Consider the following 20,863-nt stretch of genomic DNA (forward strand, 5'->3'; position numbering starts at 1 on the left):
CTAGGCCGTTGTGGGAGGGGCTTCAGCCCCGACGCTTTTCGATCCGGTCGCCGAGCGCGGACACAAAAGCGTCGGGGCTGACGCCCCTCCCACAACAGCCCCGCAGGCGGGCTTGTCGTGCCGGCTTCACGCCAGCGCCAACGACGCCTCGCAGTCCGGCGCCGCGGCGCTGCCCGGCACCGGCAGGCGCCCGGCCAGCAACTCGCGCCCGCGCTGGCCCGGCGCCATGACGATGCCGGAGCAGACCAGGAAGAACCGCTCCAGCGCCAGCGACACCACGTTGACCACGCAGAAACGTCCGGGTTCGTCGTGGTTGATCGCGTAGTGCAGGTCGATGCCGCGCGCGCGCAGGCGCGCGGTCAGCCGTTCCAGCAACGCGGCCGGCGGCAGCGGCGGCGGCGTCTGGAAGTCCCAGCGGCGGCGGCGCAGGCGCGCGCGGTCGAGCGCGAACACCGCGCAGTCGCGCAGCTTCGGATAATCCGACAAGGCGCCCAGCACCGCCTGCGAATAGCCGGCGAGCCGCGGCTGCAGGCGCGGCAGTTCCAGCGCCTGCACCAGTTCGGTGATCGCGCGCATGGCCGCGTGTTCGGGGTACAGCGAGGCGCCGTAGCCGCAGGGATGGATCGACTCGCCGTCGGGCAGGTCGGTCGCGGTGGCGATGAAGCAGGGCACGCCGAGGTCGCTGGTGGCGTCGATCAGGGCGATCCGGCGCTGCAGCTGCGCCTCGGCCTCGCCCAGGCGCCGGGCCAGCGGCGCCGGCAGTTCGTCCGGCGCCAGCAGGTAGCCGTGGGCGGCCGGATCGCCGAGGAAATGCGCGGTCAGGAACAGCGACCAGGCGTCGCGCTCGATCAGTTCGCCGATCGCGTGCACCGCGGCCTCGGCCAGGCTGCTGCCGATCGCGGTGCCGTTGTTGGAGCCGAAGCGCAGGGCGCTGGCATAGTCGAAATCGTCCTGCGGCGGACGCCAGTCGAGATAGGTGGGGTAGGACAGGAACAGCGGCAAGGTCGCATCCGGTTCGCCCGCGGCGAAGGCGCGGTAGCGGCGGCAGGCGAGCCGGCGCTCGGGCTGCTGGGCGAAGGCGGCGCGGAACGGCAGCGCCGCCAGCAGCGGATCGGCCAGGCAGTCGGCGCCGCTGCGCAGGCTCAGCACCGCGTGCGCGGGCGCCTTGCCGGTGAACAGGTGTTCGACCGCTTCGAACAGCGCGCCGACCCGCGCCGGGTCCGCCTCGCCCTTGCCGAAGCCGTTGCCGAGCAGGCGCCCGTCGGCCTGGTCGTAGAGCGAGCAGATCGTCGCCGCGAACGGCGCGCCGACGCGCTGCACGTCCGCGCGCCAGCCTTGCGCGTCGAGGAAGTCGCGCAGCGCGCGCTCGGCCTCATCGAGGCTGCGTTCTCGTTCCAGGGGAATCATCGGTTGCGCTCTCCCTCGCGCTGGATTCGCCGCGCGCCCGGCCCGCGGCGGCGGTGCGACGGCACGCAGGCGCGCCTGCATGCCGTCGCCGCGCCGGCCTGCGCCGGTCGCGCTGTTGCGGCTTACTTGGCGTGCGCTTCCAGGAAATCCAGTTCGTCGGCGGTGATTTCCGGCTGGACGTCGTGGGCTTCCAGGGTCGAGGTCGGCTCGATCAGACGCACGCCGCTCTTCACGATCAGCGGCATATCGATGGTCTTCTTCATGGTGTGCTCCCTCCAATGGTCGATGGGTTGTTCCTTCGTGCCTCAGCGCAGCGGACCGTTGCGGGCCTGCGCCCTCCCGGCGGCTGCCGCTCCTCTATACCAAAGCCGCCCGCGGCCTGCGGGGCGGACCGCGGGATTTGTGATGCAAGGGCGCAGTGCGTGATCGGCGCGCGCATTCAGCTGCGCGCGGGATGTGATGTCAGTCGCGGCGGCGGCCGAACGCGGCGTAGGCCAGGACCGCGGTCAGCACGCACAGCCCGATCACCACGCTGAGGAAGCCGTGCGGGTTGTCGGCCAGCGGGATGCCGCCGACGTTCATGCCGAACAGGCCGGCGACCAGGTTGATCGGCAGGGCCACTACGGTGACCACGGTCAGCACGAACAGGGTGCGCCCGGTCTGCTCGTTGACCAGCGCCGCCAGTTCTTCCTGGATCAGCTTGACCCGCTCGACCAGCGCGGCGGAGTCGCCGATCGCGGTGGAGAACTCTTCGGCGGCCTGTTGCAGGTCGCCGATGTCGTCGCGGCCGATCCAGTCCGGCGGGCGGTTGAGCAGCCGGAACAGCGCGGTCGGCTCCGGCGCCAGCAGCCGCTGCAGGCGCACCAGGCTGCGGCGCAGCGCGCCGAGCTGCTTGCGGTCGGTGGCGATGCGGTTGTCGAGCAGGCGGTCCTCGATCCGGTCGACCTGCACGGTGCACTTGCGCAGGATCTCGCCGAGCACGCTGGCCTGGTCGCGCAGCAGGTGGGCCAGCAGCTCCACCGGCGAGCGGAACACCTGGCCCGAGCGCACCGCCGCGCGCAGCTGGTCGACCGAGCGCAACGGGCGCAGCCGCGCGCTGACCAGCAGGCGCGGGCCGATGCACAGGCTGGTGGTGCCGACCTCGGAGGCGTCGAAGCTGGAATCGAACAGCACGTCGTGGACCACCGCGATCAGCGCGTTGTCGTCCAGCTCCAGCCGGGTCGAGCCGACCTCGCTGCGCAGGCTGTCGTAGAACGCGTCGGGCATCCGCAGCGCGCGGCGCAGGTAGCGTTCGCTGCCGGTGTTGGACAGGGAGAAGTGCAGCCACAGGAAGCCGCGGCCGTCGCCGTCGGCGGGCGCGGCGAGGAAGGCGGCGACCGCGTCGGTGCTGATCGGCTGCGCCGGCTGGCCCGGGACGAAGCGATAGCCCCAGATCAGGCCGTCTTCGTTGGAACCGTAGCTGGCGTCGGCGATGCGCATCGAAGCGGCGATCCGGGGGCGGAAGGAACAGGCCGCCTACGCTAGCCCAAAGCGGCGGCGGCGTCATGGCGGGCGTGCCGCGTCCTGCGCGCGTGCGGCGGCGCGGGCGCGGCCGACCCACAGCGCGGGCCGGCGGCGGCGCGGCGCGGGCGGCTCAGCAGCGGCCGTCGCCGGTGTAGCTGCTGCCTTGCTTGCGCACGCGCAGGCCGTCGACGCAGCGGAACTCGACCGGTTCGGGCACCGGTGCCGGCAGCGCCGCGGCGCTGCCGGCCGGCGCGCCGGCGCGGCCGGGCACGGTATGCGCGGGCGCGGCGCCGCGCGCGGCCGGTGCGCGCGCCTGGAACAGATAGGCCAGGGCCAGGACCGCGGCGGTCAGCGCCAGCGCCAGGCTCACGATCACGCTGGGGCTGAGCAGGGCGCGCAGGCGGGCCGGGTCCGGCAGCGGTTCGCGGCGGGCATCCATGCGGCGGGTTTCCGTGGTGGGGTGGGGCCGAGCATACCCGCCGGACGGGCGCGCCAGCGCAAGGGGGCGGGCCCGATGTTTGCCGCTGCGCGGCGATGCGGCTTGGCGGCGAGCGGACCCGACAGCGTCGGGACTGAAGCCCCCGCCACAAACGCCACGACAACCTGTGGGACGTCCTCCAGGCCCTACGCTTTCCGATCCGGTCCGATGGCGTTTCGACGCGGCCGCAGCCTCGCCACAACCGCCTCAGCGCACCGCGTCCGCCGCCGCCCGCGGCTTGCGCAGCCGCAGCACCAGCGTGGCGACCACCCCGGCGACCATGCCCCAGAACACCGAGCCGATCTGCAACGCGGTGAAGCCCGAGGCGGTGACCAGGAAGGTGATCAGCGCCGGATCGCGTTCCTGCGGGTCGGCCAGCGCCGCGGCCAGGGCGTTGCCGATGGTGGCGAGCAGGGCGATGCCGGCGATGGCCAGCACCAGCGCCTGCGGGAACGCCGCGAACGCGGCCGCCACGGTCGCGCCGAACACGCCGGTGAGCAGGTAGAACCCGCCGGCCGCGACCGAGGCGAAGTAGCGCTTGCGCGGATCTTCGTGCGCGTCCTCGCCCATGCAGATCGCGGCGGTGATCGCCGCCAGGCACAGCGCGAACGCGCCGAACGGGGCGAGCAGCAGGTTGGCCAGGCCGGTCCAGCCGATCAGCGGCGAGGCCGGCGTGTCGCGGTAGCCGTGCGCGCGCAGGATCGCGATCCCGGGCACGTTCTGCGAGGCCATGGTCACCACGAACAACGGAATGGCGACGCCGACGGTGGCGGCGAGCGAGAACCGAGGCGTGGTCCACACCGGCAACGCCACCGCCAGTTGCAGCTTGTCCAGGTGCAGCCCGCCCTGCAGCGCCGCCACCGCGATGCCGACCGCGAGCGCGACCAGCACCGCATAGCGCGGCAGCCAGCGCCGCGCCAGCAGGAAGCCCAGCAGCATCGCCAACACCAGGGCGAAGCTGTGCTGCATCGAAGTGAACACGTTGAGCCCGAAACGCAGCAGCACCCCGGCCAGCATGCCCGCGGCCAGGCTCGCCGGCAGCCGCGCCAGCGCCCGTTCGAGCCAGCCGCTGAAGCCCAGCGCGACGGTCAGCGCGGCGCTGATCACGAACGCGCCGATCGCCTCGGCCAGCGGCAGCCCGGCCGCGCCGGTGATCAGCATCGCCGCGCCGGGCGTGGACCAGGCGGTGACCACCGGGACCTTGTAGCGCAGCGACAGGCCGATGCAGGTGGCGGCCATGCCGAGCCCGAGCGCCCACATCCACGAAGCGATCTCGGCCTCGTCGGCGCCGCTGGCCTGGGCGGCGGAGAACACGATCGCGGCCGAACTGGTGAAACCGACCAGCACCGCGACGAATCCGGCGACGACGGCGGACAAGGACAGATCGCGCAGATGCGGCATGCGGGCGCCGGGACAGGGGAGAGGCGACATCATGCGGCATCGGCCGCGCCGGCGGCTGTGCGCTGGCGGCGATTTCGACCGCGTGCGCGGGCGGCCAGCCGGTGCCGCGCATCGCTAAAGATTCCGACAGCGCGGCCGCCGCCGCGCCGCTGTACTGGCGCCTCCTTCGCCAGGCGCCGCCCGCATGTCCGCCCGCACTGCCGTTTCGTACCGTCCGCCGCGCCGGCTGGCGTTGGCGCTGCCCCTGATGCTGGCCGCCTTGCCGGCGCCGGCGCGCGCGTCCGACCACCTGGATTCGCCCACCGTCATCGCCGACCCGCGCGCCGACATCGGCGATCTCTACGCCTGGATGCAGCCCGACGGGCGCCGCCTGAACCTGGCGATGACCGTGGTCGGCCACGGCTTCTCCGACCGCTTGCGCTACGTGTTCCGGATCGACAGCGCGCGCCGCTTCGGCGGCGCCGACGCCAGCGTCGAGATCGTCTGCCGCGTCCCCGCCGCCGAGCGCGTCGAATGCAGCGCCGACGGGATCGACGCGGCGCGCGGCGACGCCCGCGGCGAGGCCGGGCTGTGGGGCGAGCGCCATCGCCTGCGGGTGTTCGCCGGCCTGCGCGACGACCCGTTCTACAACAACGTGCGCGGCACCCGCGCCGCCTACCAGGTCGCCGCCGCGGCGCTGGCTGCCGGCGCGCCGCTCGACGCCGCGCGCTGCGCCCGCTTCGAACCGGCCACCGTGCGGGCCATCGCCGAACAATGGCGCCACACCGACGGCGACCCGGCGCGCAACTTCCTCGCCGGCTGGACGCCGGCCGCGCTGGTGGTGCAGATCGAGCGCAAGGCGGTCGACCGCGGCGGCCCGCTGTTGGCGGTGTGGGCGGCGGTGGAATCTTCCGAGCGCCGCATCGACCGCGCCGGGCGCGTGCTGACCGGCAACGCGCTGCTCGGCACGCTCGACGGCGAAGAGGCCAGCGACCGGCTCAAGGAGCGCTACAACGCCGGCGCGCCGGCCGACGGCGCCGAGTTCGCGCCGCAGATCGAGCGCGGGCTGGCGCTATACGACGCCTTCGATGGCCGCTGCGGCAACGCCTTGCTGGCCGCGTCCGAACCGGCCCGGCGCTATCGCGCGCTGGCGCGGTTGCTCGCCGACGACCGCCTGTGGGTCGACAGCCGCCGGCGCCGTTGCCAGCGCCCGTTCGCGGTGGAGCTGGCCCAGGCCGCGGGCCGCCGCGCGGATCGCGGCGATTGCGGCGGGCGCACGCCGTTGCAGGCGGCGATCAACGTCTACCGCTCGCTGCTGGTGGACGCCAGCGTCGACGGCGTCAGCGACGGTTTGCAGCGCGACGAGAAAACGCCGTCGGTCGATCGCTTCCCGTTCCTGGCCCCGGCGGACGCGGCGGGGTATTCGCCGTGAGCCGCGGCGGGCCTGCCGCACTGCGGGCGCCAGCGCCGCAGCGGCGGTGTGCTTGCCTGCGGCGGCGTCGACCGCGGCCGCGCCGGCGTGGTCGCCGCTGCTGCTCGCGCTGGCCGCGCCCGCGCATTGGCTGGTCGCGCGCGGCGCGGCCGTCGCGATCAAGGTCGCGGCCAGCTGGCTGCTGGCCGTGGCGCTGCTGGCGCTGTCGGCGGCGCCGGCATTGGCCGGCGATGTTCCCGATCACCTGCAATAGGAGCCTGCGATGACGTACAGGAGCATTCTCGCGTGGACGCTGCTGGCGGCGTCGTCGGCGCCGGCCGCCGCGCACGATTTCTGGATCCAGCCCGACCGTTACCGCCCGGCCGGGCACGACGGCATCGCGCTGACGCTGCAGGTCGGCCACGGCCGCGACCGCCAGCGTTCGGCGATCGCCCTGCGTCGCATCCAGCGTTTGCAGGCGTTCGCCGCCGACGGCCGCCGCCTGGACCTGCGCGCGCAACTGCGGCCGGACCCGCAGGCCGCGGCCGACGCCCGCTTCGCGCTGCCCGCGGGCGCCTGGCTGCTGGCGCTGGACACCGACGCCGGCGCGCAGAGCCGCTTGCCGGCGCCGCGTTTCAACGACTACCTGCGCGCCGAGGGCCTGACCCCGGCGCTGCAGGCGCGCAGCGCGCAGGGGCGAAGCGATGCCGACGGCTCGGAGCGCTACAGCCGCCACAGCAAGGCGCTGGTGCGCGCGGGCGCGTCCGCGGCCGCGGCCGGCGTCGCCGCGCTGCTGGCGCAGCCGCTGGGGCTGCCGCTGGAGATCGTGCTCGACGCCGACCCGCAGGCGCGCGCACCGCGGCTGCCGCTGCGGGTGCTGTGGCAGGGACGGCCGCTGGCCGGCGCGCTGGTCAAGCTGACCCGGCTGGAAGACGACGCCCGGCCGCTGGAGCAGCGTCGTACCGATGCCCAGGGCCGCGCCGAGTTCGCCGTGCCGGGCGCCGGCACCTGGCTGTTGAACGCGATCTGGACCCAGCCGCTGCCGGCCGGCGCCGAGGTCGACTTCGAAACGGCGTTCACCAGCCTGAGCTTCGACATCGTCGACGCCGCGCCGCCGTGAGGGCGGCGCTACGTCGCCGCGCCGCGTGCCCTGCGCCGGGGGGCGCGCCGCTGCTGCTGCTGCTGCCGGGCGCGGTGCGCAGGCGGCGGGCCGGATCGGCGTCTTCTCGCCCTGGCCGTGCGCAAGCGCGCTTCGAACTCACATTTGTCACGTCCATCGGCGCCGCGCTTGCCGCACTATCGGCCTTCCTCCCGGAGAGATGCGCATGGCCACCGCCAGCCGATCCAAGACCGTCGCCGCGAAGACCGCGGCGAAGAAACCTGCGACGAAGCAAACTGCGGCGAAGAAGCCGGCTGCGGCCAAGACCGTAGCGAAGAAGGCCTCGGCCGGCGCCGCGTCCGCGGCCGGCAAGACCGCGCCGGCCAAGCCGGCCGTCGCCAAGGCCGCTGTCGCCAAGACCGCCAAGGCCAAGCCCGCGGCCGCGAAGCCCGCTGCGGCCGCCAAGCCGGCTCGCGCGAAGGCGCCGGCCGCCGCCGACAAGGTCAAGGGCCCGGCCTCTTATTTCCCCTCGATCGAGAAGACCTACGGCAAGCCGGTCGCGCACTGGTTCGCGCTGATCGACGGCCTCGGCGCGCGCAAGCACATGGATCTGGTGGCCGAACTCAAGCGCGCGCACGGCCTCGGCCACGGCCATGCTAACGCGCTGGTGGCCTATCGCCTGGCCCAGGCCGGCAAGGCCTGACCGCCGCCGGCAGCGGCGGCGCGCGGCCGCATCCGCCCGAGCCTGCGCGCAGGTCACGGACGCCCGATGGCTCAGGACGTTAATGCGTCCTGGACGGGCCCCTCGGCGCCGGCCGGTCGCGCAGCATCGCTGCGCGCCGCGCGGGCGGCGCACGAGGGGCCGCAATGGGCGCGCGCGGCGCCCGGCCTGGGTTCAGGGCAGGACCAGGATGTCGGTCCAATCCGAGGCGCTCTGCGCGCGCAGCGCCGCGCCCAGGCTCGGGAACGGATCGACGAACGCGCGGCGCTTGAGCTCGTTGAGCGAGATCAGCGAGCAGGTCGGGGCGGTGCTGTTGACGCACCAGTAGGCGCCGGCGACGCCGGCCGAGGGCACGTACACCGCCTTCCAGGTCTGGGTCGGCACCACCACCGCGCCGCTGGCGATGGTGGTGTCCATGTTGTCGAAGTCCGGGCCGGTGACGATGTAGGCCGCGTCCCACTCCTTGGCCACGGTGCGCACGATGTTCTCGATCTTGGCCCAGCTGCCGCGGTTGAGCTTGCCGGTCTGCGGGACGATGTTGGCGACCGAGAAGGTCTCCTTCTGCGCCGGCGTGGTCGAGGCGTCGCCGGCCGGCATCATGTGGCCGCGGTCGTAGCCGCTGTTGGTGTAGCTGGCGTGCTTGGTCGGAAAGCCCGGCTCGCTGAAGAAGCTGGAGTCGATGCGGCTGATCGACTCGGCGCCGATCACCTTGGCCCGGGTCAGATGCTGGGCCGACCACAGGTTGGTGCCGGTGACCTTGGACGCGTACAGGTTGTAGTCCTGGTAGCAGATCGACACGGTCTGCTGGTTGAGGTCGGCGTTGCTCAGCACCGGCTTGCGGCCGCTGGGGTACTGATCGTTGTGGGCGCTGGTGCAGGTCGCGGCGAAGGCGGCCGGGGCGGCGAGGGCGAGCGCGAGCGCGGTGGCGAAGCGGGCAACCGGTTGCATGGCGGGTAATCCGATCAGGGGCGGGAGGCGGGACAAAAATTCCACGTCCAGGGAACGGATGCGTGACAAAAGACGTGCCGCGTGTGTGTTTCGCGACGCAGTGACGGTTTTGGTTCATGCCGTGGGCGTGCCGGTTGGCGTAGGACGCCGTGGCGTATCGGCACTTCTGGTGTTCAGCCGGCTACGGAGCCGCTGGATGCGGACTCGTTGCGCGGCTGGGCGGCGGCTCGGCTTCGGGCGTGCGGCGTTGGCGCGTTTTCGCGGTCGCGGCTTGCGCCGCTCCTACAGTCGGATATGAAACTGCTCGCCGCCGCTTGTAGGAGCGGCGCAAGCCGCGACCGCGAACCCGCGGCTACGGCAGAAGCCCCACCATCGAAACGCCGCCCGCGCTCACCCCGCCTCAGCGAACAACCGCTGCAGCGAACGCTGCTTGCCCAGCAGATCCGCCACCGTGTATCCGTCGAGCACCTCGAAGAACGCGCGCATCGCCCGGCCGAGGATCGGCGGCAGGCCGCAGGCCGGCGCGATCAGGCAGTCGCCGCAGTCGACCAGATCGAAATGCGCTTCGGTATGCCGCACCACCTCGCCCAGGCCGATGCGTTCGGCCGGCCGGCCCAGGCGGATGCCGCCGTTGCGTCCGCGCACGCTCTCGACGAACCCGGCCGCGGCCAGGTCCTGCACCACCTTGGTCAGGTGGCTGTGGGAAATGCCGTAGGCCTGGGCGACCTGGGCGATGGAGACCAACTCGCCGGCGTGGGTGCCCAGGTGGATCAGCACGCGCAGGGAATAGTCGGTGTACAGGCTCAGCTTCATCGGCACAGTGTCGTCGGCGGACGGCGCGGCGGGGTGCGGCAACCGGTCGCAGCATGATAACAGTCATTTTCTTTGCATGTTTTAGCGGCGCGCAATATCATGCATTCGTGATGAATGTTTAAGCCGAACGGCGGGAGGGGCGCGCGATGCGCAGCTTCGAAGGACTGGACGAGGCCGCCCTGGCGGCGTTGGTCCGGCGTTTCTACACGGCGGTGCGCGCCGACGCCGAGCTCGGCCCGGTGTTCGCCGCCGCGGTCCGCGACTGGGACGAGCACGAGCGCCGGCTGGTCGATTTCTGGACCTCGCTGATGCTCGGCAGCGGCCGCTACCGCGGCAATCCGGCGCAGTCGCACCTCGATCACGCCGGCCGCATCCGCCCTGAACTGTTCGCGCGCTGGCTGGCGCTGTGGACGCGCTGCAGCGACGAACTGCTGCCGCCGGCCCAGGCCGCCGCCGTGCAAGAACGCGCCGGCCGCATCGGCGCGCACCTGCAGCGCCTGCTGGCGCAGGCCTGAGCGCGCCGCCCGAATCTTTTCCAAGCCAAGGAATCCGAACCATGAGCACCCCGTTGAGCGAGGCCACCGTGGCCGTCGTCCGCGCCACCGTGCCCGCGCTGGCCGCGCACGGCCCCGCCGTCACCACCGCGATGTACCGCCGGCTGTTCCAGGACGAGCGCATCGCCGCGCTGTTCAACCACGCCAACCAGGGCGGCGACAACCCCCAGGCGCATGCGCTGGCCGGCGCGATCCTGGCCTACGCGCAGCACATCGACGACCTCGGCGCGCTGTCGGCGGCGCTGGAGCGCATCGCCCAGAAGCACGTCGGCTACCACATCCTGCCCGAGCACTATCCGTTCGTGGCCCGCGCCTTGCTCGGCGCGATCCAGGAAGTGCTCGGCGACGCCGCCACGCCGCAGGTGCTGGCGGCGTGGGGCGAGGCCTACTGGCGGCTGGCCGACCTGCTCAAGCAGCGCGAAGCCGAACTGCGCGGCGAACTGGCGCAGGCGGTCGGCGGCTGGAGCGGCTGGCGCGAGTTCGTCGTCGCCGGCAAGCGGATCGAGAACGCCGCCGCCGCCGCGCCGATCGCCTCGTTCGAACTGCGTCCGGTCGACGGCGGCGCGGTGATCGCGCACCGGCCCGGCCAATACCTGACCCTGCGCTACCCGGTGCCGGGGCAGGGCCGGATCAAGCGCAACTACTCGATTTCGTGCGGGCCCAATCGCGAGGCCTACCGCATCACGGTCAAGCGCGAGGCGCACGGCCACGGCGGTTCGCGCCACCTGCACGATGCGATGGGCATCGGCGAGCGCATCGAGCTGACGCCGCCGGCCGGCGATTTCTTCCTGCCCGACGCGCCGCCGCGGCCGGTGGTGCTGCTGTCCGGCGGCGTCGGCCTGACCCCGATGGTGAGCATGCTCGAAGCCATCGCCGCGCGGCATCCGCAACTGCAGGCGCACTACGTGCACGGCACCGCCGACGGCGCCAGCCACGCGATGGCCGCGCACGTGCGCGCGCTGGCGCAGGCCCACGGCGGCATCCGCGTCGATACGTTCTACGCGCAACCCGGCGCCGGCGACGCGCTCGGCCGCAGCCACCAGCGCGAGGGCCTGATCGATACCGACTGGCTGCGCGCCAACGTGCCGTTGCTGGAGGCCGACATTTATCTGTGCGGGCCGCGCCCGTTCCTGCGCGCGCTGGTGCCGGCGCTGGCGCGCGCCGGCGTGGCGGACGAACGCGTGCACTACGAGTTCTTCGGGCCCAGCGACGAACGCCTGGCGGCGTAGCGGATCCGCACGCAGCGAGCAGGCGAACGCTGAACGAACGCGCGAACGGATTCGGCGCGGCGGTCTTTTCCTCGTCGCCGGCATCGGGTACAAGTGTCGGCGTCGGGCGCGCAGGGGGGGCGCCGCGGTCTGTCGATCGCGTCGCCGCGTCGCGGTCATGGATGTCTGTCGTCGCCTATGGATAAGGAGCTCTCGTGCGTCCCTGCGTTCTTGCTTCCCGCATTCTTCCTCTCGCTTTGCTGATCGCCGCGGCCGGCGGCTGCGGCCGCGGCGACGCGCCGCCCGGATCCGCCGCGGCGCCCGCCGGCGAACCGGCCGCGTCCGCGCCGGCGTCCGCGCACGATGCGGCCGACGCCGACACCGACACCGACGCGCAGAAACAAGCCGATGCGATCGCCGCGCAGTTTCCGGCGATCCCGGTGATCGTGGTTCCGGAAATCCTCGGCGTGTCGCCGGCGCAGCGCGCGCTGGAATCGGCGATGGCGCCGGTGCTCGATCCCATCGCCGGCGTCAGCGTCTCGCCCGCGCGCTGCAGCACCGACGGCGCGTTGTTGAACGACGCCGGCATCACCAGCGTCGATGCGCAGGGCAATGTCAGCCGCAACGGCGATCAAGGCATCTTCAAGATCGCCGCCGACGGCAGCGGCACCGCCAACTACGAAGGCGGCCTGATCACGGTCAACGCCGACGGCAGCGGCAGCATCAACGGCGATGGCGGCGACGAAGACGGCGAGGGCGGCGCGCTGGTGCGGGTGGAGGCCGACGGCTCGGGGTCCTACAACGGCCCGGCCGGCGTCATCACCCTGGACGGCAAGGGTGGCGGCACCTGGAACGGCGACAGCGGCCTGATCCGCAACAACGGCGACGGCAGCGGCAGCTGGAACGGGCCGCAGGGGCTGGTGAAGATCGACAGCGACGGCAGCGGCACCTGGAACGGCCCGCTCGGCCTGGTGGTGGTCAACGGCGACGGCACCGGCCGCATCGGCGCGCCGGCGCAGGCGGTCAAGCTGCCGCCGTTGCCGAAGGTCGCGCCGGCCGGCCGGTTCCCGCCGATGAAGAAGTTCGCGCCGCCCGGCGCGCCCTGCGGTTACCTGATCACCCTCAACGACCGGGTGCTGTTCGACTTCGACAAGTCCGACATCCGCAGCGATGCGGCCAAGGTGCTCGATACGCTGGCCGCCGCGCTCAAGGACGTGCGCAGCGCGGGCATGGAAGTCGGCGGCCACACCGACGCCAAGGGCAGCGACGACTACAACCAGGCGCTGTCGGACCGGCGTGCGCAGGCGGTGGTGGCGGCCTTGCGCGAGCGCGGCGCGGCGCAGCAGGCCACGGCCAAGGGCTACGGCGAAGCGCGGCCGGTGGCGCCGAACGAGATCGGCGGCCAGGACAATCCGGGCGGGCGCCAGCTCAACCGCCGGGTCGAGATCTTCGTGCGGACGTGAGCCCCGGCGCCGTCGATCCACGGCGCATCGCGACGACTTCCCCGCAACCAGCAACGAGGTGAGCATGAAAATCGCCAGCGTATCGGTCGTGTGCATCGGCCTGGCCCTGCCGGTGAGCGGCGCGGCCGCGGATTTCAGCCTGGGCTACGACGTCGACCGGGTGCCGGCGGCGCAACTGAGCGTGCAGGCCTGCAATGCGGCGATCGGCCGCGGCGCGGCCGCGCTGGGTTACGCCGTGCGCGCCAACCAGGACCAGAAGACCCTGACCCTGCACGTGTCCGGACCGCGCCAGGAAGGCCGCTCGCTGGTGGCGTACTGCCTCGCCGCCGGGACCCAGACCGCGTGGGTGGTGCAGGCGTTCGACTACTCCGGGCCGGGCCTCAGCGAACCCGGCGTGATCGCCAGGAAGGTCGCCGGCGAGATCCGCAAGGCGGTCAAGCCCGCCGCGCGCTAGTCGGCGGGCAATGCTCGGCGGCTGGGCGGGAGGGCGGGCGGTCAAGCCCGATGCCCTGCGATCGGGCGATACCGCCGAGTGGTGAGGCCCAGTGGTAAGGCCTTCAGGCCCCACGCTCTTCGAACGGATGGCCGCGTCGGCAACGGCGGATTCCCGCCGTAAACACCGTTGTCCTTGCCGGCCCGGCGCCTTCGGTCGCGACACGGCCGAATCGCGCCGGCGCTGGCCTATACTGATCGCCCGCGCCGGCCCCGCCGCGCGCCTCGTCCGCCTCAAGCCGCCGCCAGAGGAGTCCTCCTCCCTCTGCCGGAAGCGCTCGCCGTGCACGTCGAATCCCCCCTTGCCCCCGTGTTCCCGCCGCATGCGCGCGGCCTGCCGTGCACTGCGCTCGCCGCCGCCCTGGCCGGCGCGCTCGCGCTCGCCGCGCCCGTCGCCGTCCGCGCCCAGGACACGGCCGCCAACCGCGCGCGCGATGCGCGCCGGCCCGATCCGACCGACCTCGATACGGTCGAAGTCAAATCCAACCAGCTCGGCAGCCTCACCGAAGGCAGCGGCTCCTACACGCCGGGCACCATCGCCACCGCGACCCGGCTGGTGCTGACGCCGCGGCAGACGCCGCAGTCGATCAGCGTGATCGGCCGCCAGGAGATGGACGACTTCGGCCTGACCGGCATCGACGACGTCATGCGCGTCACCCCCGGCATCAGCATCGTCACCTACGACAGCGAGCGCACCGAGTATTACGCGCGCGGCTTCGCGATCCAGAACTTCCAGTACGACGGCATCCCGATGCAGCGCGATTCGGCGTTCTCGGCCGGCAACACGCTCAGCGACACCGCGATCTACGACCGCATCGAAGTGCTCAAGGGCGCGACCGGCCTGCTGACCGGCGTCGGCGATCCCGGCGCGACCATCAACCTGATCCGCAAGAAACCCACGCGTGCGTTCAAGGGCCAGCTCGGCCTGGGCGCGGGCTTGTGGGACGAATACCGCGGCGAGCTCGACGTGTCCGGCCCGCTCAGCGAAAGCGGGCGGGTGCGCGGGCGGGCGGTGGCGGTGCGCCAGGACAAGCACGGCTACGGCGAGCGCTACCAGCGCAGCACCGAGGTGCTGTACGGCATCCTCGAGGCCGATCTGAGCGACGACAGCCTGCTCACGCTCGGCGCCGATTACCAGAACAGCGACCCGCGCGGCTCCAGCTGGGGCGGCATTCCCTTGCTCGATGCCGACGGCGGGTTCTACCGGGTGCCGCGCTCGTTCAACAACGGCGCCGACTGGAGCCGTTGGCGCCAGTACACCCGCACCGGTTTCGCCACGTTGGAGCACCGCTTCGGCGACGGCTGGGTCGCCAAGCTGCAGCTCAACCATCAGGTCAACGGCTACGACGCCGCGCTCGGCGCCGCCGCCGCCGGCCACCCGGACCCGCGCGACGGCAGCGGCGTGTCGCTGTGGCTGGGCAAGTACGTCGGCGAGACCGTCGCCAACGCAGCCGACGCCTACCTCAGCGGCCGCTTCGGCTGGTTCGGGCGCGAACACGAGGTGGTGGTCGGCGCCAGCGTTTCGCGCAAGCACTGGACCGGCACCGGCTATTTCGCTCCGGCCGACTATCCGCAACAGGTCGCCGACTACCGGCGCTGGAACGGCGACATTCCCGAACCGGCCTGGCAACACGGCTTCGACAACGACCAGGTGACCCGCGAGAGCGGCGCCTACGTGGTCGGCCGCTTCGACCTGGCCGATCCGTTCAAGCTGATCCTCGGCAGCCGCATCGCCAACTACAAGACCTACGGCATCGACGAGAGCGGGGTGGTGGTGCCGTACGCCGGCGCGGTCTACGACCTCAATGGCTATCTGTCGGCCTACGCCAGCTACGGCACCATCTTCAAGCCGCAGGCCGAGCAGGACGAGCGCGGCCGCGCGCTCGACCCGCGCGAAGGCGAGAACTACGAGGTGGGCCTGAAAGGCGAGTTCTTCGACGGCCGGCTCAACGCCAGTGCCGCGGTGTTCCGCCTGGACCAGGACAACTACCCGGTGCCCAGCGGCGGCAAGACCCCCGCCGGCGGCGACGCCTATCGCGCCCTGCAGGGCGTGCGCACGCAAGGCTACGAACTGGAGCTGTCCGGCGAGTTGCGGCCGGGCTGGCAGATCCAGGCCGGCTATGCGCACAAGCTCGCGCGCCAGAACGGCGCCAAGGTGTCCACGCTGGAGCCGGAAGACCAGTTCAGCGCGCACAGCAGCTACCGCTTCGACGGCGCGCTCGACGGCCTGACCGTCGGCGGCGGCGCGCGCTGGCAGAGCAGCAGCTTCGGCCCGGTCGGCGCGCCCGGCGGCGGCACCCTCGAGCATCGCACCCGGCCGTACTGGCTGCTCGATGCGATGCTCGCCTATCGCTTCGACGAAAAGGTTTCCGCGTCGCTCAACCTCGACAACCTGCTCGACAAGCGCTACTACACGATCTTCGACGTCTACAGCACCTACACCTGGGGCGAACCGCGCAGCGTGCGGGTGTCGGTGACGTACCGGTTCTGAGCGCACACCGGCGGCGCGGGACGCGCCCGCGCCGCCGGTGCGGCGCGATCAGCGCGTCGGCGGCGAAAGGTCGAGCACGTCGATGAAGCCGGTTTCGGTCACGCAGGTGGTATTCATGCAGGCGCGGGTGTAGGTCGGCAAGGCGCGCACGTTCTGCTCGATGCACGTGACCAGCAGGATCACCGATTCGCTCCCGCCGGCGGGGACCGGCGTGGTCTGTTCGATCGTGCAGCGATCGTTGTCGAGCGAGGTCTTGGCCGAACCGGTGCCGCCGGTTTCGCTGGAATAGCCGGCGCCGCCCACGGCCTGGAAGTTTTCTCCGCGCGGCGCGGCGCCGCCGGGCGCGGCGGCATGGGCGAAGTCGTCGGAGGCGTCGGCGCGCGCCGCGTGTCCGGCTTGGGCGGCGGCGTTCGCCGGCGGCCGCGGGCTGGGATGGAACAGGCCGTCGACGATGACGCCGGGCGTGCCGGCCGCGGCCGCCGGCAGGGTGCAGGCCAGGCTGCCGGCGGCGTCCGCGCTGCCGAGGACGGTTTCGCCGGCCGCCGGCGCGCCGCCGACGAGTTCGCACATGCGTTCGTGGTAGCGCCGGGCCGGCGTGGCTTGGCGGTCGTAACGGTAGACCAGCGCGCCGTCGCCGCGGCGGGTCAGGAGCTGGGTCGCGACGAGACTGCGATCGTGCGCGTCGATCCAGCGCACATCGCGTTGCAACGGCGCGGCGGAGGGCGCCGCGCCGGCCTGGGCCGCGGCGAACAGCGGGAACATCACGAGCGTAGCGAATGCGAGCGTTTTCATGGCCCTGTCTCCTTTTGGGGCTGGGGGAGGACGTGCTGTCCGCATCGCCGCCCGTCGTCGTCGAGCGCGCGCACGATGCCGCCCGACCGTAACAGCCGCCGGCCGCGCGCAAGCGTGACTGCGGTGCGCGGCGTTGCGTGCGCCGGTCGCGAACCCGGGCGGAGGCGGGATTCGGCAAAGTCCGCGGCGAGCCTGCGCTGCAGGCCGCGCCGCGTTGCCGCCTGTGCGGTTGCCGCCGCTGAAGCAGCCGTCCGCGCCGGGGCACGGCGGGCGGCATCAACGGCTTATGTCGACCACGTCGATGGAGCCGCGCTCGGTCACGCAGGTGCCGTTGAGGCAGGCGCGGGTGTATGTGGGCAGGGTGCGCACGGCGTTTTCGATGCACACGACCACCAGGGTCGCGGCCGTGTCCTCGCCCGGCGCGACGGCCTGGGATTGCTCCAGCGTGCAGCGATCGTTGTCGAGCGAGACCTTCAGCGAACCCGTGCCGCCGGCCTGGCTGTAGTAGCCGCCGCCGCCGACCGCGGGAAAGTTCTGTCCGGCCGGCGCCGCGCCTATCGGCGCGTGGGCATAGACGAAGTCCGGACGCGACGTGCCGGCCTTGGCCGCGCCGCTGCTGGCCTCGGCCGGCGGGTTCGGGTTCGGCAGGAACACGCCGTCCACGATCGTGCCGCCGCGTGCCGGCGCGCGCGCGGGCATCGCGCAGCCGACGCTGCCGATGGCGTCGACGCTGCCGACGACGGCGTCGGCATGGGACGGCGCGCCGCCGCTGAGCTTGCACAACTGCTGGTGATAGCGTTTGGCCGCGGGCGACTGGTCTGCGTAGCGGTAGATCAACGAACCGTCGTTGCGGCGGATCAACGTCTGCACGGCGGTGAGGCGCTGGCCTTGAGCGTCGGTCCAGCTCACCGGGCCTTGCACGGTCGCGACGGATGCGGGGGACCGGGCCTGCGCGAGGGCCGAGGTCGACAGCGACAACAGCGGCATCGATAGAACGACGGCGAACGCTAGCGGTTTCATACCCCTGTCTCAGGGTCTGCGAGGGAAATTCGGACCTCGGTGCGATGGCCTCGGGTTGCAGGAGCGATGCGCTGGCGTTCCATCGCGCCGTCCGGATCGTAGTGACGGGACGCAGGCGCGGGTTGCGACGGCGGCCGGCAAAACCCGGCGGCCGTCGTCTGTCGATGGATTGGGCAAAGAGATTGTGCGCGGGCGATACCCGCGGCGACCCTGGGCTTGCTGGGCGCGCGTTTCGGCGACGCGCCGCAGCGGGATCGCGGCCTGCCGCTGCCGGCGGATCAGCGCCGCCGAACCTGCGGCCGTTTCGAGTCGATGCCGACGGCGCCGTCGTTCAAGGCTGCGGCGCCGGCCACTGCATCTCGCCCTTGACCACCTTGGCGCTGAGTTCCAGCGACGCGGCCTCGCCGAGCTTGGGGTAGGCGGCCTGCATCGCCGCGATCAACTGCTTGGAATCGCTGGCCTTGGCCGCCTCGCGCTCGAAGCGTTCGACATACGCGGCGGTGAAGTCGACCGCGTCCAGGCCCTTGGGCATCGGGCCGAGGAAGTGGCCGGGGATCACCTTGGCCGGCTTGAGCGCGCGGATGCCGCGCAGGGTCTGCAACCAGGCCGCGCGCGAAGCGGCGGTGGCGGTGTCGGCCATGAACACGTGGCCGCCGCTGGACACCACCACGCCGCCGGCGACGGTCTTGAGCGAGGGAATCCACAGGTAGGTGCGCGCCGGGTCGGGGCCGCGCAGGCCTTCGATCTTGAGCGTGCGGCCTTCCAGCGTCAGCGTATCGCCGTGCAGCGGTTCGGGCGCGACCAGGCGCTTGGGCGCGTTGTCCTTGAGCACCGGTCCCCAGTACGCGAGCTTGCCGTCCATGGTCTTGCGGATCGCCGCCACCGTCTGCGGCGTGGCGAGGATGCGCGCGTCGGGGAACGCGTCGCGGATCACGTCCAGGCCGAAGTAATAGTCCGGATCGCTCTGGCTGATGTAGACGGCGGTGAGCTTCTTGCCGGTGGCGCGGATCTTCTCGACCAGCGCCTGCGCGTCGGCGCGCTGGAACTGGGCGTCGATCAACAGCGCTTCGCGCTCGCCGATCACCAGTTCCGACGACACCGGGAACACGCCTTTCTCGCCGGGGTTGTAGACCTCGATGCGCAGCGGCGCGGCCGCCGCCGCGGGGCCGCCGAGAGCGGCGACGACGCCGAGTGCGAGCAGCAGGCGCAGGGTAGGGAAGGCGGACATGGCAAAACTCCAGGCAGGGGCGGCATCAGGCTAGGCCGGCGGCGGTGGCGGGCATAGCCCGTGCGGCGAACAGGTTTGTTGCGCGAACCGGTCGAATCGGCGGCGCGGGGCTTGGGCGAGCCGCAGACGCCGCACCGGGGCGGGTTTCACATCGCCTGCAGTTCGGCGTTCTGGTTCTTGTTTGCGGGCACCGGCACGGGCGGCGCGACGGCCGGCGGCGGCAAGCCCGGCGGGACGCCGTCGACCGGCACCTCCAGGTACGGCAGTTGCAGGGTCTGGCTGGTCATGCGCCGGATCTCGTTGGTCAGCGCCGCGCTGTCGTTGAGCTTGCGCCCATACGAGGGCACGATCTGCTTGAGCTTCTCGCCCCAGCCGCCGGCGACCTGTTGCGGGAAGGCCTTGGCCATCAGGTCGAGCATGATCGGCGGCGAGGTCGAAGCGCCCGGCGAGGCGCCGAGCAGCGCGGCGATGCTGCGGTCCTGGTCGATGACGATCTCGGTGCCGAACTGCAGCACCGGGCCCTTGACCGGATCGCGCTTGATCACCTGCACGCGCTGGCCGGCGGTGACCAGGGTCCAGTCGCTGCGCTTGGCGGTGGGGAAATACTTCAACAGCTCGGCGTGGCGGTCGTCGTCGTTCAACTGCGCCTGGCTCATCAGGTACTTCACCAGGTCCAGGTTCTCCGAGCCGACGCTGAGCATCTCGCCGACGTTGTCGTGGTTGACCGAGGAATACAGGTCGAACCAGGAACCGTGCTTGAGGAACTTGGTGCTGTACAGCGCGAACGGGCCGAACAGGATCACCGGCTTGCCGTCGAGCTTGCGCGCGTCCAGGTGCGGCACCGACATCGGCGGCGAACCGGTCTCGGCCATGCCGTAGGCCTTGACCCGATGGCGGTCGGCGATGGCCGGCGCGGTGAAGGCCAGGAACTGGCCGCCGACCGGGAAGCCGGCGTAGTTTTCCGCTTCGGCGATGCCCGACAGCTGCAGCAGCTTGAGCGCGGCGCCGCCGGCGCCGATGAACACGAAGCGGCTCTTGACCGTGTTTTCCTTGCCGGACTTGAGGTCCTTGACGGTGACGTTCCAGGTCTTGTCGGCGTTGCGGCGCAGCGCGGTGACTTCGTGGCCGAGGCTCAGGCCGAAGTTCGGGCTGCGCTGCAGGCCCTGGGTCAGCTGGCGGGTGATCACGCCGAAATTGACGTCGGTGCCCAGCGGCATGTAGGTGGCGGCGACGTGCTGCTTGGGGTCGCGGCCTTCCATCAGCAGCGGCGCCCAGGCCTTGATCTGGGCCGCGTCGTCGGAGAACTGCATGCCGTAGAACAGCGGGTTCTTGACCAGCGCGTCGCGGCGCTTGCGCAGGTAGTCGATGTTGTCCTCGCCCCAGACGAAGCTCATGTGCGGGGTCGCGTTGATGAACTCGCCCGGCGCGCCGAGCCGGCCTTCGCGCACCTGGTGCGACCAGAACTGGCGCGCGACCTCGAATTGTTCGGCGATCTCCACCGCGCGCTTGGTCTCGACGCTGCCGTCGGGCAGCTGCGGGGTGTAGTTGAGTTCGGCGAAGCCCGAATGGCCGGTGCCGGCGTTGTTCCAACCGTCGGAGCTTTCCTCGGCCACGCCGTCGCGGCGCTCGTACATCTGCAGCGTCCAATCCGGCTGCAGCTCCTGCAGGTAGGTGGCCAGGGTCACGCTCATGATGCCGGCGCCGACCAGAACCACATCGACCGGCTTGTCGTTCGCGGCCGCGGGCACCGAGCGTTGCCACAGCGGCCAGTACAGGAACAGGCCGCCGCCGACGGCGAGCGCGACGACCAGCAGCAACAGGGTTTTGCGGAATTTCTTCATGAGCGTGGCACGCG

The 20,863-nt window shown here is 72.1% G+C and carries 19 protein-coding genes and 1 pseudogene; 9 read left to right on the forward strand and 11 right to left on the reverse strand.

Annotated elements, in window-relative coordinates; translation table 11 throughout:
• Nucleotides 1–126 precede the first annotated feature (126 nt).
• The 5 genes from BLV01_RS07685 to BLV01_RS07700 form a co-directional block, all read right to left on the reverse strand.
• Nucleotides 127–1,407 (reverse strand): YcaO-like family protein, encoded by a 1,281-nt coding sequence (locus BLV01_RS07685; RefSeq protein WP_175485814.1) that lies wholly within the window; start codon nt 1,405–1,407, stop codon nt 127–129.
• Nucleotides 1,408–1,529: 122 nt separating this feature from the next.
• The gene (locus tag BLV01_RS26185) at nt 1,530–1,670 is read right to left on the reverse strand and encodes a hypothetical protein (protein WP_157490371.1); all 141 of its coding nucleotides are present in this window, start codon (nt 1,668–1,670) and stop codon (nt 1,530–1,532) included.
• 199 nt (nt 1,671–1,869) lie between these two features.
• On the reverse strand, nt 1,870–2,886 hold the full coding sequence (locus tag BLV01_RS07690) for a transporter (protein ID WP_091796233.1): 1,017 nt from the start codon (nt 2,884–2,886) through the stop codon (nt 1,870–1,872).
• A gap of 154 nt (nt 2,887–3,040) precedes the next feature.
• Complete coding sequence (locus BLV01_RS07695) at nt 3,041–3,349, reverse strand: hypothetical protein (RefSeq protein ID WP_091796235.1); 309 nt, start codon at nt 3,347–3,349, stop codon at nt 3,041–3,043.
• A 246-nt stretch (nt 3,350–3,595) separates the two neighbouring features.
• Nucleotides 3,596–4,789, reverse strand: a complete 1,194-nt coding sequence (locus tag BLV01_RS07700) for a benzoate/H(+) symporter BenE family transporter (RefSeq protein ID WP_091796237.1) — start codon at nt 4,787–4,789, stop codon at nt 3,596–3,598.
• A gap of 184 nt (nt 4,790–4,973) precedes the next feature.
• On the opposite strand from BLV01_RS07700, the gene BLV01_RS07705 reads away from it, so the two are divergent.
• The 4 genes and pseudogenes from BLV01_RS07705 to BLV01_RS26785 form a co-directional block, all read left to right on the forward strand.
• Nucleotides 4,974–6,200 carry a hypothetical protein gene (locus tag BLV01_RS07705; RefSeq protein WP_091796239.1) on the forward strand — a complete coding sequence of 409 codons (1,227 nt, stop codon included), beginning with the start codon at nt 4,974–4,976 and terminating at the stop codon, nt 6,198–6,200.
• A 46-nt stretch (nt 6,201–6,246) separates the two neighbouring features.
• Nucleotides 6,247–6,453: a hypothetical protein gene (locus BLV01_RS07710; RefSeq protein WP_139178549.1), complete on the forward strand. Its 207-nt coding sequence runs from the start codon at nt 6,247–6,249 to the stop codon at nt 6,451–6,453.
• A 9-nt stretch (nt 6,454–6,462) separates the two neighbouring features.
• A complete protein-coding gene (locus tag BLV01_RS07715) occupies nt 6,463–7,299 on the forward strand; it encodes a DUF4198 domain-containing protein (protein ID WP_091796243.1) in 837 nt (278 codons plus the stop codon).
• Between the two features lie 478 nt (nt 7,300–7,777).
• A pseudogene (locus BLV01_RS26785) lies at nt 7,778–7,981 on the forward strand (DUF4287 domain-containing protein); the annotation flags it as partial.
• Between the two features lie 192 nt (nt 7,982–8,173).
• Here BLV01_RS26785 and BLV01_RS07725 read toward each other — a convergent pair.
• Nucleotides 8,174–8,947, reverse strand: a complete 774-nt coding sequence (locus tag BLV01_RS07725) for a DNA/RNA non-specific endonuclease (protein WP_091796246.1) — start codon at nt 8,945–8,947, stop codon at nt 8,174–8,176.
• Nucleotides 8,948–9,337: 390 nt separating this feature from the next.
• Nucleotides 9,338–9,760 (reverse strand): Rrf2 family transcriptional regulator, encoded by a 423-nt coding sequence (locus tag BLV01_RS07730; protein ID WP_091797349.1) that lies wholly within the window; start codon nt 9,758–9,760, stop codon nt 9,338–9,340.
• Nucleotides 9,761–9,906: 146 nt separating this feature from the next.
• On the opposite strand from BLV01_RS07730, the gene BLV01_RS07735 reads away from it, so the two are divergent.
• The 5 genes from BLV01_RS07735 to BLV01_RS07755 all read left to right on the forward strand — a co-directional run bounded on the left by BLV01_RS07735 (nt 9,907) and on the right by BLV01_RS07755 (nt 15,968).
• The gene (locus BLV01_RS07735) at nt 9,907–10,275 is read left to right on the forward strand and encodes a group III truncated hemoglobin (RefSeq protein WP_091796248.1); all 369 of its coding nucleotides are present in this window, start codon (nt 9,907–9,909) and stop codon (nt 10,273–10,275) included.
• A gap of 41 nt (nt 10,276–10,316) precedes the next feature.
• Nucleotides 10,317–11,543, forward strand: a complete 1,227-nt coding sequence (hmpA, locus tag BLV01_RS07740; protein WP_091796250.1) for an NO-inducible flavohemoprotein — start codon at nt 10,317–10,319, stop codon at nt 11,541–11,543.
• Between the two features lie 194 nt (nt 11,544–11,737).
• Entirely contained in the window at nt 11,738–12,985 is a 1,248-nt protein-coding gene (locus BLV01_RS07745; protein WP_091796252.1) for an OmpA family protein, read from the forward strand.
• Between the two features lie 64 nt (nt 12,986–13,049).
• Nucleotides 13,050–13,439 (forward strand): DUF6180 family protein, encoded by a 390-nt coding sequence (locus tag BLV01_RS07750; RefSeq protein WP_091796254.1) that lies wholly within the window; start codon nt 13,050–13,052, stop codon nt 13,437–13,439.
• A 399-nt stretch (nt 13,440–13,838) separates the two neighbouring features.
• Nucleotides 13,839–15,968, forward strand: a complete 2,130-nt coding sequence (locus BLV01_RS07755; protein WP_217633471.1) for a TonB-dependent siderophore receptor — start codon at nt 13,839–13,841, stop codon at nt 15,966–15,968.
• Between the two features lie 48 nt (nt 15,969–16,016).
• On the opposite strand, the gene BLV01_RS07760 is transcribed toward BLV01_RS07755, so the two are convergent.
• The 4 genes from BLV01_RS07760 to mqo form a co-directional block, all read right to left on the reverse strand.
• Nucleotides 16,017–16,760 (reverse strand): hypothetical protein, encoded by a 744-nt coding sequence (locus BLV01_RS07760; protein WP_139178550.1) that lies wholly within the window; start codon nt 16,758–16,760, stop codon nt 16,017–16,019.
• A gap of 276 nt (nt 16,761–17,036) precedes the next feature.
• Nucleotides 17,037–17,780, reverse strand: a complete 744-nt coding sequence (locus BLV01_RS07765; protein ID WP_139178551.1) for a hypothetical protein — start codon at nt 17,778–17,780, stop codon at nt 17,037–17,039.
• A gap of 331 nt (nt 17,781–18,111) precedes the next feature.
• Nucleotides 18,112–19,008: an MBL fold metallo-hydrolase gene (locus BLV01_RS07770; protein WP_091796260.1), complete on the reverse strand. Its 897-nt coding sequence runs from the start codon at nt 19,006–19,008 to the stop codon at nt 18,112–18,114.
• A 146-nt stretch (nt 19,009–19,154) separates the two neighbouring features.
• Nucleotides 19,155–20,849 carry a malate dehydrogenase (quinone) gene (gene mqo / locus BLV01_RS07775; RefSeq protein ID WP_091796262.1) on the reverse strand — a complete coding sequence of 565 codons (1,695 nt, stop codon included), beginning with the start codon at nt 20,847–20,849 and terminating at the stop codon, nt 19,155–19,157.
• Between the last annotated feature and the right edge of the window lie 14 nt (nt 20,850–20,863).

The organism is Lysobacter sp. yr284, assembly GCF_900107375.1.
GTDB lineage: Bacteria > Pseudomonadota > Gammaproteobacteria > Xanthomonadales > Xanthomonadaceae > Lysobacter.

Bases quoted from the DNA above. Each gene is read 5' to 3' on its own strand.
- BLV01_RS07685 (WP_175485814.1), bottom strand. From the start codon at position 1,407: ATGATTCCCCTGGAACGAGAACGCAGCCTCGATGAGGCCGAGCGCGCG.
- BLV01_RS26185 (WP_157490371.1), bottom strand. From the start codon at position 1,670: ATGAAGAAGACCATCGATATGCCGCTGATCGTGAAGAGCGGCGTGCGT.
- BLV01_RS07690 (WP_091796233.1), bottom strand. From the start codon at position 2,886: ATGCGCATCGCCGACGCCAGCTACGGTTCCAACGAAGACGGCCTGATC.
- BLV01_RS07695 (WP_091796235.1), bottom strand. From the start codon at position 3,349: ATGGATGCCCGCCGCGAACCGCTGCCGGACCCGGCCCGCCTGCGCGCC.
- BLV01_RS07700 (WP_091796237.1), bottom strand. From the start codon at position 4,789: ATGCCGCATCTGCGCGATCTGTCCTTGTCCGCCGTCGTCGCCGGATTC.
- BLV01_RS07705 (WP_091796239.1), top strand. From the start codon at position 4,974: ATGTCCGCCCGCACTGCCGTTTCGTACCGTCCGCCGCGCCGGCTGGCG.
- BLV01_RS07715 (WP_091796243.1), top strand. From the start codon at position 6,463: ATGACGTACAGGAGCATTCTCGCGTGGACGCTGCTGGCGGCGTCGTCG.
- BLV01_RS07725 (WP_091796246.1), bottom strand. From the start codon at position 8,947: ATGCAACCGGTTGCCCGCTTCGCCACCGCGCTCGCGCTCGCCCTCGCC.
- BLV01_RS07730 (WP_091797349.1), bottom strand. From the start codon at position 9,760: ATGAAGCTGAGCCTGTACACCGACTATTCCCTGCGCGTGCTGATCCAC.
- BLV01_RS07735 (WP_091796248.1), top strand. From the start codon at position 9,907: ATGCGCAGCTTCGAAGGACTGGACGAGGCCGCCCTGGCGGCGTTGGTC.
- hmpA (WP_091796250.1), top strand. From the start codon at position 10,317: ATGAGCACCCCGTTGAGCGAGGCCACCGTGGCCGTCGTCCGCGCCACC.
- BLV01_RS07750 (WP_091796254.1), top strand. From the start codon at position 13,050: ATGAAAATCGCCAGCGTATCGGTCGTGTGCATCGGCCTGGCCCTGCCG.
- BLV01_RS07760 (WP_139178550.1), bottom strand. From the start codon at position 16,760: ATGAAAACGCTCGCATTCGCTACGCTCGTGATGTTCCCGCTGTTCGCC.
- BLV01_RS07765 (WP_139178551.1), bottom strand. From the start codon at position 17,780: ATGAAACCGCTAGCGTTCGCCGTCGTTCTATCGATGCCGCTGTTGTCG.
- BLV01_RS07770 (WP_091796260.1), bottom strand. From the start codon at position 19,008: ATGTCCGCCTTCCCTACCCTGCGCCTGCTGCTCGCACTCGGCGTCGTC.
- mqo (WP_091796262.1), bottom strand. From the start codon at position 20,849: ATGAAGAAATTCCGCAAAACCCTGTTGCTGCTGGTCGTCGCGCTCGCC.